Annotated in this window: 14 protein-coding genes; 10 read left to right on the top strand and 4 right to left on the bottom strand. The window is 61.7% G+C overall.

The window, feature by feature from the left end; translation table 11 throughout:
- Window positions 1-42 precede the first annotated feature (42 nt).
- Complete coding sequence (ribB, locus tag VFG17_RS11660; protein WP_325029640.1) at window positions 43-1146, bottom strand: 3,4-dihydroxy-2-butanone-4-phosphate synthase; 1104 nt, start codon at window positions 1144-1146, stop codon at window positions 43-45.
- Window positions 1147-1188: 42 nt separating this feature from the next.
- A complete protein-coding gene (locus VFG17_RS11665) occupies window positions 1189-2874 on the bottom strand; it encodes a class I adenylate-forming enzyme family protein (RefSeq protein WP_325029641.1) in 1686 nt (561 codons plus the stop codon).
- A 260-nt stretch (window positions 2875-3134) separates the two neighbouring features.
- Here VFG17_RS11665 and VFG17_RS11670 point away from each other — a divergent pair, with 260 nt between their 5' ends.
- The 4 genes from VFG17_RS11670 (at window position 3135) to VFG17_RS11685 (ending at window position 6786) form a co-directional block, all read left to right on the top strand.
- A complete protein-coding gene (locus VFG17_RS11670) occupies window positions 3135-4235 on the top strand; it encodes an LLM class flavin-dependent oxidoreductase (protein ID WP_325029642.1) in 1101 nt (366 codons plus the stop codon).
- Between the two features lie 115 nt (window positions 4236-4350).
- Entirely contained in the window at window positions 4351-5202 is an 852-nt protein-coding gene (locus VFG17_RS11675; RefSeq protein WP_325029643.1) for a crotonase/enoyl-CoA hydratase family protein, read from the top strand.
- Between the two features lie 14 nt (window positions 5203-5216).
- Window positions 5217-6152: an SMP-30/gluconolactonase/LRE family protein gene (locus tag VFG17_RS11680; RefSeq protein ID WP_325029644.1), complete on the top strand. Its 936-nt coding sequence runs from the start codon at window positions 5217-5219 to the stop codon at window positions 6150-6152.
- 52 nt (window positions 6153-6204) lie between these two features.
- Entirely contained in the window at window positions 6205-6786 is a 582-nt protein-coding gene (locus VFG17_RS11685; RefSeq protein WP_325029645.1) for a TetR/AcrR family transcriptional regulator, read from the top strand.
- A gap of 52 nt (window positions 6787-6838) precedes the next feature.
- On the opposite strand, the gene VFG17_RS11690 is transcribed toward VFG17_RS11685, so the two are convergent.
- Window positions 6839-7972 carry an LLM class flavin-dependent oxidoreductase gene (locus VFG17_RS11690; RefSeq protein WP_325029646.1) on the bottom strand — a complete coding sequence of 378 codons (1134 nt, stop codon included), beginning with the start codon at window positions 7970-7972 and terminating at the stop codon, window positions 6839-6841.
- Window positions 7973-8318: 346 nt separating this feature from the next.
- Here VFG17_RS11690 and VFG17_RS11695 point away from each other — a divergent pair, with 346 nt between their 5' ends.
- The 6 genes from VFG17_RS11695 (at window position 8319) to VFG17_RS11720 (ending at window position 13320) form a co-directional block, all read left to right on the top strand.
- Window positions 8319-8993 carry a TetR/AcrR family transcriptional regulator gene (locus VFG17_RS11695; protein WP_325029647.1) on the top strand — a complete coding sequence of 225 codons (675 nt, stop codon included), beginning with the start codon at window positions 8319-8321 and terminating at the stop codon, window positions 8991-8993.
- 251 nt (window positions 8994-9244) lie between these two features.
- On the top strand, window positions 9245-10327 hold the full coding sequence (locus VFG17_RS11700; RefSeq protein ID WP_325029648.1) for a zinc-binding dehydrogenase: 1083 nt from the start codon (window positions 9245-9247) through the stop codon (window positions 10325-10327).
- A gap of 12 nt (window positions 10328-10339) precedes the next feature.
- Complete coding sequence (locus tag VFG17_RS11705; protein ID WP_325029649.1) at window positions 10340-11611, top strand: cytochrome P450; 1272 nt, start codon at window positions 10340-10342, stop codon at window positions 11609-11611.
- Window positions 11612-11647: 36 nt separating this feature from the next.
- On the top strand, window positions 11648-12418 hold the full coding sequence (locus tag VFG17_RS11710; protein WP_325029650.1) for an enoyl-CoA hydratase-related protein: 771 nt from the start codon (window positions 11648-11650) through the stop codon (window positions 12416-12418).
- Window positions 12419-12916: a flavin reductase family protein gene (locus VFG17_RS11715; RefSeq protein WP_325029651.1), complete on the top strand. Its 498-nt coding sequence runs from the start codon at window positions 12419-12421 to the stop codon at window positions 12914-12916.
- An 86-nt stretch (window positions 12917-13002) separates the two neighbouring features.
- Window positions 13003-13320, top strand: coding sequence for a 2Fe-2S iron-sulfur cluster-binding protein (locus VFG17_RS11720; RefSeq protein ID WP_325029652.1), 318 nt, complete (start codon window positions 13003-13005; stop codon window positions 13318-13320).
- Between the two features lie 239 nt (window positions 13321-13559).
- Here VFG17_RS11720 and VFG17_RS11725 read toward each other — a convergent pair whose 3' ends face one another.
- Complete coding sequence (locus VFG17_RS11725; RefSeq protein WP_325029653.1) at window positions 13560-13943, bottom strand: hypothetical protein; 384 nt, start codon at window positions 13941-13943, stop codon at window positions 13560-13562.
- Window positions 13944-14473: the final 530 nt, after the last annotated feature.

The raw sequence follows: 14473 nt of genomic DNA on the forward strand, positions 1-14473 counted from the left end.
GCGGAATTCCACCGCATCCAATATAATCCGAGTTAGGCTATTTTAGTCGCGAATCGGAATTCTTCCTGCAACGGTGAGCCCGAATCCTTCGAGCGCAGCGAGTTTTGGCGTGCTCGACGTCAGCAGCGTCATACTGCGCACCCCCAGATCGAGCAAAATCTGGGCGCCAATCCCATAGTCGCGCGTCGCATTGCTATGGTGATAGGCTGCCCGTCCCCCGGCGATGCGCTTGGAAATGGAATCGGGGGTAGGATCGCGGACGAACACCGCAACCGCCTGCCCCGGATGCTCGGCGAGCGCTGTCAGCGCGCGCGGGACATAGTCGCGGTGCGCTGTCGACCAACCGAGAAGATCGGCCGTCAGATCGATCTGGTGGACCCGGACGAGCGTATCCTTTGCCGAATCGATCTCGCCCTTGACGAGCGCCACATGTTCTCCGCCATCGAGCTCGTTGCGATAGACGTGGATCGTCAGATTGCCGCCATAGAAGCTATCGAATGGCGCGCTGACCACGCGGCGCACGAGCGTCTCGGACTTGCGGCGATAGGCGATAAGATCGGCGATCGTGCCGACTTTCAGGCCGTGTTCGGCTGCAAAGCGAAGGAGTTCGGGCAGGCGCGCCATGGTGCCGTCGTCGTTCATCACCTCGCAGATGACGCCGGCGGGCGTGAGCCCCGCGATCCGCGAAATATCGACGGCGGCCTCGGTATGCCCCGCACGAACGAGCACCCCGCCCGCCCGCGCGACGAGCGGGAAGACATGGCCCGGCGATACGATGTCGGCGTCCGATTTCGACGGATCGACCGCTACTGCGATCGTATGCGCGCGGTCGGCCGCGGAGATGCCCGTCGTCACCCCCTCGCGCGCCTCGATCGAGACCGTGAAGGCGGTGCCGTGCCCCGACTCGTTGCGCGTCGCCATCGGGGGGAGCTTGAGCTGCTGCGCCCGCTCGCCGGTCATCGCAAGACAGATCAGTCCGCGCGCGTGCTTTGCCATGAAATTAATCTGGCGGGGCGTGGCGAATTGTGCGGGAATGATGACATCCCCCTCATTCTCACGGTCATCGGCATCGACGAGGATATAGGGAAGCCCGTCGATGGCGTCCTGAATGATCGATTCAATCGACGAAATACCGTCGGTGGACATCCCAATTCTCCCAAATGGCCGCGATATGCGGCCTGCCCATTGCTACGCCTGTTCACCGGCCAGGAGCGTCTCGGCCATCGCTTTGAGGCGGTTCTTTTGCACCTTGCCGGTGCCCGTTGTCGGTAAGTCACTTGCCTCAATGAACCAGATGTCACGCGGCAGTTTGTAGCGCGCCACCCGCGGCCCGAGAAAGCGCATCACATCCTCGGCTTCGATCCGAGCGCCGTCGGCGCGGACGATCCAGGCGCAGCCACACTCGCCCCAGCGATCGTCGGGCATTCCGATCAGGAAGGCCTGCAAAATATCGGGGTGCGTGGTCAGCAACTGCTCGAGCTCCTTCGGCGACACCAGCTCGCCGCGGCTCTTGTAGACCTCCTTGGTCCGCCCGGTGAGGAAGAGATTGCCGTCGGGACGGAACTGGCCAAGGTCGCCCATCCTGATCCACCCGCCGGGCAGCATGATCTTGGCCGTCTCCTCGGGGCGGCGGAAATAGCCGAGGCTGTTCATGGGGCCGCGCGTGCACAGCTCCCCCGCAGAACCCGGCGGCAGGTCGGCTCCGGTCTCGGGGTCGATCGTCTTGAATTCGGCGATCCGCCCGCCCTCGGCCGCGATGCCCGCGACGCCCGCCTCGACAATGCACCCCTGAGTGGTTGACACGATATCGATCGGATCGCCGGGCTGCGTGCAGACTATCGTCGCGGTAGTCTCGGTCTGCCCATAGCTGGTGAAGATCTCGTCGCAACCGAAGGTCTGCTGGATCTTTTCCCAAACCCAGCTCGGCGTCGGCGCCGCCGCGCTGTGGATCGCGGTGAGACTCGAAAAATCATAGCTGCCGAGTTCGGCCTGCTCCATCAGGGCGATCGTCATCGTCGGCACGCCCATCAGAAAGGTCGCGCGGTGGCGACCGATCGCGGACAGGATCGCCGGCGGATCGAACTTCAGGTGCGGAATGATCGCACCGCCGACGACAAGTCCTGACAGGAGGCCGACCACCAACCCGAAGCCATGATAGAGCGGCAGCGAAAAGATAGCGCGCCGGCCGTCCTCGAACGCTTGGTGCAGGGCGCCCGCATAGGCCGCGCGCAAGAGATTGTCGTGTGTCTGGACCACACCTTTGGGCGAACCCGTAGTGCCTGATGTGAACATGATCACCGCAGGATCCGACGGCTTGCCGAGCGACGGCGCGGTCGATTGCCGTCCTTCATAGAAGGGGGCATAGAAGGCGTGCGGATCGGCGGGGTCGAAAATCAGGCCGCTCCGCAGTCCCGATGCCGCGGCGCATTCCCCGGTCCGCCATCCCGGCAGATGTCGGTCGAGATCGGCGACATAGTTGCGCGACCCGAACCGCTCCATCGTGATGAGGAGCGCGCAATCCGATTCCCGAACGACAAACTCGAGTTCCTCGGGCCGATAGAGCGTGTTCATCGGCACGGCGACCGCGCCAAGACGCCAGATCGCAAAAAGAAGCGGCACGATCATCGGATGGTTGGGCATGATCATGCCGACCCGTTCGCCAGACTGCAGCCCGAAGGCCTCGAACGCCGCGGCGACCTGGCGCGAAAACCCCAGAACCTCGGAATAGGTCATGCTGGTGTCGTCGGTGATGACCAGCGGACGATCGGCGAAATCGGCGACCGCTTTTTCCAGATAGGAATCGAGACTCATCTCGGCCCACTGCGGATGCCGCTGCGCAATCGCGGCGCGTCTGGAACGAACCTCCTCCACCATCAGTGCAATCCTCTTCCCTACCTAACGATGATTATCCTGCATAATGGGATATTTCGTCAAGACGCTTCCGCGAGAATTTCACTGTCATCGATTGCGTCCCGCGATTAAAAGCACAATGCCTCATACACATATCATTGAATAAATGACACTTTTTTTGAAAATCGACGCATTCGCGCCTAGACTCTTCGGATCGTCCGGCAAAATTCCGCTTGCCAAATTTGCCTAATTACGATTAGTCAAATGCAGCAAGGAGAGATGTGATGGATGTTGGACTCGGACTCGTCTTCCAGAATTTGCACGATCGCGTCAGCGATACCGAGGTGTTTCGCAACGAGCTCGCGCTCGCCGCGCGGGCGGAAGACATGGGCTTCGACTCGGTCTGGACTCCCGAACATCATTTCACCGGCTATATGATGACCCCGAATGTCCCCCAGTTTCTGTCCTGGGTCGCGGCGAAGACCAAACGTATCAAATTGGGTACGACGGTCACCGTTCTCCCTTGGCAGAATCCGATCCGGATCGCGGAAAGTTTTCTGCTGCTCGACCAATATTCGGAAGGCCGTTCGATCCTCGGGATCGGACGTGGGCTGGGCAAGGAGGAGTTCGATGGCTTCGGCGTGCCGATGGGCGAGGCTCGCAGTCGCTTTCGCGAATATGCCGAGGCGCTGCTGTCGGCGCTCGAGACCGGCGTTATGGAATATGACGGCAAATATCTGCAGCAGCCGCGCGTCGAGCTTCGTCCGCGCCCCTATGCCAGCTTCAACAGCCGCGTGTTCGCATCGGCGGTGTCGCCCGAGTCGGTGAAGCTGATGGCCGATCTCAACGTTGGCCTGATGATCATCGCGCAAAAGCCCTGGGACCGCGTCGAAGAAGATCTGGCCGCCTATCGCAATCAGTTCCTGGAAATTTCGGGCCGTCCGGCGCCGAAGCCTGTGGTCGTCGCCTTTGTCGCGGTCAACGAGGACCGGACGCGCGCGAAAGAGATGCGCGACAAATATCTCGTCGAATATGCCCGGTCGACGTCGAGTTTCTATCAGTTCGGCAACAAGGAATTCGCTTCGATCGAGGGTTATGAATATTATGCCGCGCTGGCGAAAACGATCGAGAAGAAGGGCATCGAAACCTTCAACGAGTTCCTCGCCGACCTGCAGATCCATGGTACGCCCGACGAGGTGACCGAAAAGCTGCAGTCGATGGTCGAGCGGTTCGATGTCGGCAGCTTCATCATTTACACCTCGTTCGGCGACATGCCCTTCGACGTCGCGCGCGAGAATTACGAGCTGTTCGCGCGCAAGGTGCTGCCGCGCTTGAAGGACATCGACACCACGGTTTCAGCGGAACCACAGCTTTCAGCCGGATAAGGGTGGCGCTCGCCCAGGGAGGCGACAATCGGCCGGCCTGTCCGATTGCGCCGCGTTCGAGCTTTGACCTAAGATCGTATGGCAACGGGCCACTGGCACCGACCGGGAGGCAGGAATGAGCGAAACGACCGACGAGATTCTGTTCGAGCTTCGCGACCACTGTGCGTGGATCACGCTCAACCGCCCCGAAAAGCGCAACGCGCTGACCGAGCCGATGATGGAGGAGCTCAATCGTCGGCTGTGGGAGGCCGACGAGGATAATCGCGTCCGCTGCGTGGTGCTGCGCGCCGCCGGTTCCTCCTTTTCCGCAGGCTATGATCTTCAGAGATACGACCAGCCGGTGGCCGATCAGATAGAGAACCGGCGCGGACGCGCAAAATTCGACGATGATTGCTGGCATCAGGAACGGTCACAGCGGTTGCGCATGGCGCTGTTCGACATGCACAAGCCGGTGATCGCGCAGGTCCACGGTCACTGCCTTGCCGGTGGTACCGACCTCGCCTTTCTCTGCGACATCGTGATCTGCGCCGACGATGCGGTCTTCGGCTTTCCGCCAGCGCGATCGCAAGGGTCGCTGCCGAGCCACATGTGGCTCTATCTGGCCGGGCCGCAATGGGCGAAGCGCCTGCTCCTCACCGGCGATTCGATCCGCGGCGCCGATGCGGCGACGATCGGCCTGGTCCTGAAATCGGTACCGCGCGATAATCTCGACGATGAGGTCGCGCGGCTCGCGGCGCGGCTCGCGCTCATCGACGCCGACCTGCTCAGCGCCAACAAGCGTATCGTCAACATCGGGCTGGAGCTGATGGGGATGCGCACGTTGCAGCGCATGGCCGCCGAAATGGACGCGCGCGGGCATCTGGCGGCCAGCCGCACCGAGTTCAACGAAACCGTGCGCACCGACGGGCTGAAGGAGGCCGTCCGGCGCCGCGATGCGCCGTTCGGCGAGTCGATCATCGAACTATAGGCGGGAGAGAGACGATGGAAGCAGGCGACGGCTGGACCTGCCTTTGGGATGCCAAGGCGATCCTTGGCGAAAGCACTATCTGGGATCATCGCGACGGCTGCGTCTATTGGGTCGACATCGACGCACCGAGCGTGAACTGGCTATCGCTGGCGAGCGGCGAACGCGGAACCTGGGTGCCGCCCTATTGGATCAGCGCGATCGCGCTGCGCGAAAAGGGCGGCTTCATCGCCTCCTCGGCCAAGGGTTTTGTACATGTCGATCCCAAAAAGGGCGTGTGCGAAGCGATCCTGCAACCGATTCCCGACCCCAAGGTCGCGCGCCTCAACGACGGCGTCACCGACAGGGTCGGCCGCTACTGGTCGGGATCGTGCGACGTCAGCCAGTGGGACGAGAGCACGACCGCCGACGACAAGTCGGCCACGCTCGGCGACCTCGACAAGCGAAGCACGGGCGAACTCTACAGCCTCGATCCGGACGGCACGCTTCGGACGGCCGAGCGCAATATTGTGACCGCGAACGGCCCTGCGTTCAGCCCCGACGGCAAGACCGTCTATGTCAATGATTCCATGCCACTCGTGACCTGGGCCTATGATCTGGCCGAGGACGGCACGCTGCACAATCGCCGCGACTTCCTGAAATTCGCGCCCGACGATGGATATCCCGATGGTATGGCGGTCGACGTCGACGGCTGCATCTGGATGGCCTTTTACGAAAGCTGGGTGCTCCGCCGCTTCGCGCCCGACGCATCGCTGGTCGAGGAGCGCCGCCTTCCCGTCCGCCGCGGCTTACGCCCGGCATTCGGCGGCGAAAATCTCGACCGGCTGTTCCTGATTACGGGGTCGGCAGGATATAGTGCAGACATGTGGGCCAGAGAACCGCTCGCCGGCGGGCTGTTCGAACTGACCGCGCCCGGAACGCGCGGGCTGTCCAATATCGCCTTCGCCGGGTGACATTGCCTGTTCCAAATCGCCATTAGGGCAGTATGCAGGCGGGATGAACAAAATGGACCCTTCACGCACGCGCATTCTCGACGCCGCCGCCCGCCAGCTCCGCCTGTGCGGCCTCGCCGGAGCGAAGCTCGCCGATATCGCGAAGCTCGCGGGCATGCTGGCGCCCAGCCTCTATCATCATTTTCCGTCGAAGGATCATCTCGTGGAGGAAGTGATGATGGAAGGCATCTATCGTAACACGCGGTTCATCGTGTCGAAGGTCGAGGTACTAGGCCAGGGCGCGAGCCCGCTCGACCGGCTGCGCGTGGCGATCAAATCGCACATCGACTATTTGCTGACCGGCGACGATTATTCGTCGGCGGTGGCGCGCGTGTTCGATGATCTGCCCGACGACATGCGGCGCCGGGTGCTTGCCGCCTATTCTAGCTTCGACAATTATTGGCGCGACCTTATCGCCGAGGTGCAGCGAGACGGCACCGCCAATGCCGACCTCGATGCGACGGTCGTCGGCAAATTCCTTATCGCGATGCTCAACTCCTGCGCTTCCTGGTATCGTCCGGGCAAGCTGGCTCCGGCCCAGATCGCCGATCAGGCCGCGGAACTCGTCATCTACGGCTTCGCCAAGCGCGCATAAAAAATCGCCGACCCTTTCGGGCCGGCGAGTGGGAGTGTCCAGCGGAAATCGATCAGGCGACCAGCTCGGCGCTCGCGCGGTTCGGCAGACTGATCCGAGGCGCGACTTCCTTCGCGGCGAGTTCGAGCGAGTGGAACCACGGCGACGGATCGTCATAATAATCGTGGCTTTCGATCTGCAGCGTGCCCCAGCCGCCGCACTTGTCGAACAGCTCGTTGATTTTTTCGACCACGGTGTCGGGCGATCCGACGATGAAGACCTTGTCGACCAGGAATTCGAGATCGGCCTTGTCGGGATCGATTCCCGCGTCCTTGGCAAAGCCGTCGATCATGCCGAAGCGGCGCCAGATCGGGATGAGATAGTGATTGAAGCAATAGCCGATCGGCCCCTCCATCACTTCACGCTTCGCTTCGGCATCGGTGTCGCCTACGAATATCGTGTGCGACACAGCGTGCCGCTGCCGATCGGGGGTGAAGCCTGCCTTGATGTTCGCTTCCGAATAGATCTCCCAGTGGCGCTTGAGCGCGTCGAGCCCGGAGAAGATCGACACCGGCTTGAAATTGCGCTCGCCGGCGAGGCGCATCGAGGGCGAATTCTTGCTGAACCCGGTCACCGCGATCTCGGGGAAACCGCCCCAAGGCGAGAAGTCGGCCAGCTTGTGCTGTTCATCTTCCTCGGTAACGGCCTCTTCCTCCTCGGGAAAACCGGCGTTCCAGTATTTTCCCTCGTGGAAGAAGGGCTCGCGGCTCCAGATCTTCTCCATGATGTAGAGGCTCTCGCGAACCATGTCGTTCAGCCGCTCGGTATCCTGCGCTTCCCCGCGAATGCCGTGCATATAGGATGCCGCGGGATATGCGCCGGCGCCGATGCCGAGGAAATAGCGGCCTTCGAGAATCTGCGAGAGCCACCCGATCGTCATCGCGAGCTTGGTCGGATGCTGGTGCGGCAAGAGATGCGCCATCGGCGCGAATTTGATCGTGTTGGTCTGCAGCGCCGCCGCGGCCATGATCAGTTCAGGGTTGGGGATATTCTCCCAGATCTGCGAGGCATGCTCGGAGATCATCATCGACGTGAAGCCGGCCTTGTCGGCCGCGATCGAACTTTGGACACCCCATTCGAACGTCTGCTTCGCGGTGCGGCCCGGACGCATATAGGGGTGAAAAATCAAACCGGTTTCCATTGCCATGGCTTCTCTCTCCTCAATCCGGACCTGCGTCCGCGTCGGTCAAGTCGCGTTCGTCCGCGACCATTGCTTAAGTCATGCGGCTCCATTTGACTTAAGTCAATAGACTTAATCTTTCTCCCATTTGGCGGCCGTTCGCGGACCGGCCGCGGGCAGCACGCCATGCCGGAATTGCAAAATTCCGCCAGAATTTCCCAGAAACTCATCATTGCACTTGCTTGATCGACTATCCGACAGCATTGTTAGTCCGCATGAGGCGCGGAACGCCTGACTTGAATCGATGCGATGACGGCCGGCAACTCCCAAAGATATCCGAACTTTTAAGGCAGGTGTAAAATTGGAAAACGGGGTGGAAATCGAAGCGGGCGCGCCGGGACCCAGCCCGACGATAGAGCCGGGCAGCATCAAGGAGCGCATGGTCCTGATCGGCGAGGTCCAGTTCGCCGAAAACGGGATCAATGGCGCCTCGATGCGCGAGATCGCCTCGAAGGCAGGCCAGCGCAACCATTATGCCGTCCAATATCATTTCGGATCGCGCGAGGGCCTGGTCCGCGCGATCTTCGACTATCGGATGAAGCAGATGGAGCCGCGACGCGAAGAAATGCTGCGCCAGGCTGAGCAGCAGAATCTCCTTCTCGACGCGCGGGCGCTCCTCGACATCGTCATGCTACCGCAGCTCGACCTCGAGGATATCGACGGCAATCATTCCTATGCCAGCTTCCTCAGCCAATATCTGCTTCGCAGCCAATCCACCGAGTTCGGCGATTTCGGGAGCGAATCGCCGCCCCATCTTCAGCGGGTGCTCGATCTGCTGCGCGAACGCCTCTTCTATCTCCCGACGGCGGTCGCACAGCGCCGGCTGGTCAACGGCTGCCTGATGTTCCTCAACATGCTGGTCAGCCATCGCGGCAGCGCAAGTACCGACGATCAGGAAGAGAGCTTCGAACATGCGGTAGAGGATACGATGGAGATGCTCGTAACCAGCATCTGCATGCCCCTGCGAACGTCGCGCCATCTCCGCTGATCGAATCAAGAAATTTTGACTAATTTAAATTAGCCTAGAGTGCGGAGTCCTAACACCATTGCCCCAGCATGACACTCGACGAACTCCAAATAAAATACTGAAAAATATAGTATATTTTGAACGCATGGCGTGACTTGGCCGGGCAAATTCGCCTCTCGACCATTCTCCAAAATCGTGCTAATCAAGATTAGGTTGGCGGCGACAAACCCGCAAACCGGGCATCGGCTCGGCAATGGCATGGGAGAATGGAAATGCGTGGACGCGCGGCCGTTATGGTCGAAACGAACCGCCTGGAAACCTGGGACGTTGCGATCGCGGATCCCGAGCCCGGCGGGGCGCTAGTCCGGGTCGTGCTCGGCGGCGTCTGCGGCAGCGACGTACATATCCTTTCGGGCGAAGCCGGCGACATGCCCTTCCCTATCATTCTGGGCCACGAGGGCGTCGGCCGGGTCGAGCGACTGGGCGGCGGCGTCGCGACCGATTATGCGGGTACGCCGGTCGCCGAGGGTGACCTGGTCTACTGGTCGCCGATCGCGCTTTGCCGCCGCTGCTATTCCTGCACGGTGCTCGAAGAAACGCCGTGCGAGAACACGCAGTTTTTCGAAGATGCCTCCAAACCCAATTGGGGCAGCTATGCCGACTTCGCCTGGCTGCCGAACGGCATGCCCTTCTATCGCCTGCCCGACCATGCGCAGCCAGAGGCGGTGGCCGCGCTCGGGTGCGCGCTGCCGACCGTGCTGCGCGGATTCGATCGCTGCGGCCCGGTAAAGGTCGGCGATTCGGTCGTCGTCCAGGGCGCCGGTCCGGTCGGCCTGTCCGCCATACTCGTCGCGGCGCAGGCGGGCGCCCGCGACGTCATCGTCATCGACGCATCGCCCGTCCGCCTCGACGCCGCGCGCAAACTCGGCGCAACCGCGACGGTGTCGCTCGCCGATCCGCCCGAGGAGCGGCGGCGACAAATCTACGACCATGTCGGCAAGGCCGGGCCGGATATCGTCGTCGAAGCGGCGGGCGCCCTGCCGGCGTTCCCCGAGGGCGTCGACCTCAGCGGCATCCATTCGCGTTACATCATCCTCGGCTTATGGGGCGCGATCGGCACCCAGCCGATTTCGCCGCGCGACCTGACACTCAAGAATCTGACGATCGCGGGCGCGTCCTTTCCCAAGCCCAAACATTATTATCAGGCGATGCATTTTGCAGCGCGCCTGCAGGATGAAGTGCCGCTCGCCGAACTCGTCACGCATCGCTTCTCGATCGCCGACGCCCAGCAGGCGCTCGACGCGACGCGCAACGGCACCGCCGTCAAGGCGATCATCGACCCCCAGTTGAGCTGAGAGGATTGGACAATGGCAACTGTCGCGCCCGTCAAGGACCCCGGGGCTCCCAAGCCCGACCATGTTCCCGCCGACCGCGTCTATGACGTCGACATGTATGCACTCGACGGTATCGAAGAGGGGTTCCATGAAGCGTGGAAGGCCCTGCAGAAGCCAGACACGCCGTCGCTGGTCTGGACGCCGCGAACCGGTGGCCACTGGATCGCGACGCGCGGAGCGGTGATCCAGGAAATCTATTCCAATCCCGACCGCTTCTCGAGCGAGATCATCTTCCTGCCGCGCGAGGCCGGCGAAAAATATGCGATGGTCCCGACCCGGATGGATCCGCCCGAACATGGCCCCTATCGCAAGATCCTCGACAAGGGGCTCAATCTTGCGCAGATTCGTAAGGTCGAGGAGCATGTGCGCTCGGTGGCCATCGAACTGATCGAGGGCTTTGCGGCACAGGGCGAGTGTCTGTTCGAACGCGACTATGCGCGCATCTTCCCGGTCAAGGTCTTCATGGCGATGTGCGATCTGCCGATGGAGGACGCGCCCAAGCTGGCCGAACTCGCCGAGCAGATGACGCGGCCCGCCGGCAACACCCCGGCCGAGATGGGCGCCTCGCTCGACGCCGCCAACCAGGGCTTCTTCGCCTATGTCGAACCGATCATCGCGGCGCGCGCCGGCGGGCAAGGCGACGATCTGATCACCGTCATGGTGAACAGCCGGATCGACGACCGTCCGATGGATCATGACAAGGTGCTGGGCCTGATCTCGCTGCTGCTGCTCGGGGGTCTCGATACCGTAGTCAATTTCCTCTGCTTCATGATGATCTATCTCGCCCAGCACCCGGAGAAAGTCGAAGAGCTCCGGTCCGACCCGGTAAAGCTGATGCGCAGCGCGGAGGAGATGTTCCGCCGCTTTCCCGTCGTGTCCGACGCGCGCATGGTCGCGCATGACATGAGCTATCAGGGCGTCGAGCTCAAGCGCGGCGACCTCATCCTCCTGCCGACCGCGCTTCACGGTCTTGAGGAAGCGAGCAACCCCGATGCCTGGGACCTCGATCCGGGACGCAAGGGCATCGCCCACTCGACCTTCGGCGCGGGACCACATCGCTGTGCGGGCATGCACCTCGCGCGCATGGAGGTGATCGTGACCTTGCAGGAGTGGCTGAAGCGGATTCCCGACTTTGGCCTGAAGCCCGGCAGCAAGCCGACATATCGCGCCGGAATCATCGCCGCGGTCGACAATGTTCCGCTCGTCTGGGGGAATGATGCGCAGCTGCTGTTCGCCTCGAAATAGCGGAGGCCGGCGCGCGTCTCCCCGAGGCGTCGACCAATGACCGATGTCCGCTTCTCGAAGGCCGGCCATGTCGCGCATATAAGGCTCGACCGGCCGGCGGCGCTCAACGCGATTACAATCGCAATGGACGAAACGCTGCTCGCAATGTGGACGGAGGTCAATGACGATCCTGATATATTCGTCGTCACGCTGACCGCAGAAGGCGACCGCGCCTTTTGCGCGGGGGCCGACATCAAGGAGGACGGCCGCGCCGCATCGCCGATCGCGGTGGGCGGCGGTATTACCGGCATCGGCGGCCCGCTGGTCGAGGTTCGCAAGCCGATCGTCACGGGCGTGCAGGGGCTGGCACTCGGCGCCGGGTTTGAACTGGCGATGTGCGCCGACATCATCGTAGCGAGCACCGACGCCGCGTTTGCGCTTCCCGAGGCGGCGGCGGGGATCATCGGCGAATGCGGCGTGGTTCACCGCGCCATACGCCAGCTCCCCTACCGCGTCGCGCTGGGAATGATCCTGACCGGCAGCCGCATGCCGGCGAGCGAGGCGCTGCAATATGGGTTGGTCAACGAGGTCGTCGAGCGCGACGCTCTGACGGAGAGCGTCGAGCGCTGGTGCGCGCGGCTGCTCGCCGCCTCTCCGCTTGCGGTGCAGGCGCTGAAGGAGGCCGCGACCTCCGCCCTCGCCGTGCCGCTTCCAACTGCCCTCGCCAGCCGATTTGCCGGCATCGAACATTATCTGGGGACGGCCGACCATAGCGAGAGCCGCGCCGCCTTCGCCGAGCGGCGCGCGCCCATCTGGAAAGGAAGTTAAATGAGTGTCAGTATCGACAGCGCCGAGTTCCGGCGCATCCTCGGCCATTATCCCACCGGCGTTTGCGCGGTGACGGCGAATGTCGACGGCGCCCCGGTGGGAATGGTCGTCGGCTCCTTCACTTCGGTGTCGCTCGACCCGCCGCTGGTCGCCTTCTTTCCCGACCGCAAGTCGACGACATGGCCCAAGATCGAAACGGCGGGCCGCTTCTGCGTCAACGTGCTGTCTCACAACCAGCGCGCCGTCTGTCAGGCGCTGTCTTCGAAGGCCGAGAACAAGTTCGAGAGCGTGGCCCACCGAACCTCCGACCTTGGCCAGCCGATCATCGAGGAAAGCGTCGCCTGGATCGACTGCGACCTCGAGGCGGTGCACGAGGCGGGCGATCATTTCATAGTGATCGGCAGGGTCCGCTCGCTCGACGTCGCGCATTCTGGGGACCCGCTGCTGTTCCTGAAGGGCGGTTATGGTCAATTCGCCGCGATCGTTGAGAGCGAATAGTCCGCCGTTCCGCCAGCACGACTTGCAACATCCGGGCACCGCGACCCGCGGCGCACCCATCCAACCTATCGCTAAGAGGAATTATCATGGCAATTTTGCATGTCACGGGGCGCGATGGAACCGTGCGCGAAATCGAAGGTACGGACCAGCTTTCCGTCATGGAAATATTGCGCGACGGGGGCTTCGACGATCTGCTGGCACTGTGCGGCGGCTGCTGCTCCTGCGCGACTTGCCATGTCTATGTCGAAGATGACCGCGCGGCCGAGCTGCCCGCCATGAGCGAGGATGAAGACGACCTCCTCGACAGTTCGGGGCATCGCCGCCCGAACTCTCGCCTGTCGTGCCAGCTGGTCTGGGCGGAAGGGCTGGATCGCCTCAAGGTCTCGATTGCTCCCGAGGATTGATAGGGGCCGCGCCTGTGCCAGATGATTGGAGGGTCCACCTCATCGCTCGGATACGCAGTCGATATCCAAGCCAAGAAAAAAGCGTCTGCAACCCCGATCGGAAACGAAAGTCTGCTTTGGGGGAGGCTCGGAGGCATGGAGGCGTTCTTATGTCGGGCGCAATGCTGCCGCATCCGCCAATGATCGAATTGGCAGAGAACCGCCACCAAGGTCAGAATAAGCTTGGCTCGCGGTCACGGTCAGCTTGTCCCAGCGAATCGAGCCAACGATATCACAACCCGCAGCGGATCAATGCGATTTTGGTCAATCGTCTGGTTAAAGAGGGCAGCTAGGCCAAAATTGCCAAGTGTGTCAGGCCGCTCCCGAATAGTCACGGCTTCACGATCGTGCTGATAGCCTTGCGGGTTGTCCCGATCATCCCCGGATAATAGCTCGAAGGTGATTGGCCGGATCTCCCCTTCGGCGTTTACCGCTTGGAGCCGCTTTCCATTTCGCCATGGATAGCAGCTTATCTGCAAATTCGTCACGGATTCGAAGCCGTGCTCATCGAGGAAATTAATGAAACGCTCAACATCGGCGGTAAGGTGTTTTGGATCGCTGCCATAGCCGTATTTAAATTTCATCACCGGTCCTCCTTGCTAACGGGGCGGACCGGCAAAGCCGGGTGTTGGAAACCTGCTGTGACACAGGCGCATACGCCTTTACCGTCGCCGGCTGGACATGCGCGCATGCCACCCGGCCGAATAAATCGGCCAGGTGTCACAGAAGGGGTTTCCACGCCCCACCGCCGGGACTCACCGGCGATGAGGCAGTGGTCGCAGAACTGGTCAACGGGCGCAAGATACTCCCACAATTTTCCCGAAATCAGTGAATATGGCCCGACTAGATGCACATTCCGTCCCATTAAGGGCGGCTGCCCAGTTTTCGTATAAGCTATTGAATATTTAATGATTTTTTCTCGACGCCCTCGCTTGCGAGGGCGATTTTATCCCGAATTAATCTACGGATTCTCGCTAATCGTGACTTAATTCGGGATAAGACAAAATCGTGCCGGTTTTGGGCACAAATAGGGCTGTCGTCCACAGGACGATAAAGATCGTTATCGTCCTATCTGGTCGTTATGTCGTGTCCGATTTGTTCGCGCCGCGCCACC

This window comes from Sphingopyxis sp. (genome assembly GCF_035686825.1).
GTDB lineage: Bacteria > Pseudomonadota > Alphaproteobacteria > Sphingomonadales > Sphingomonadaceae > Sphingopyxis.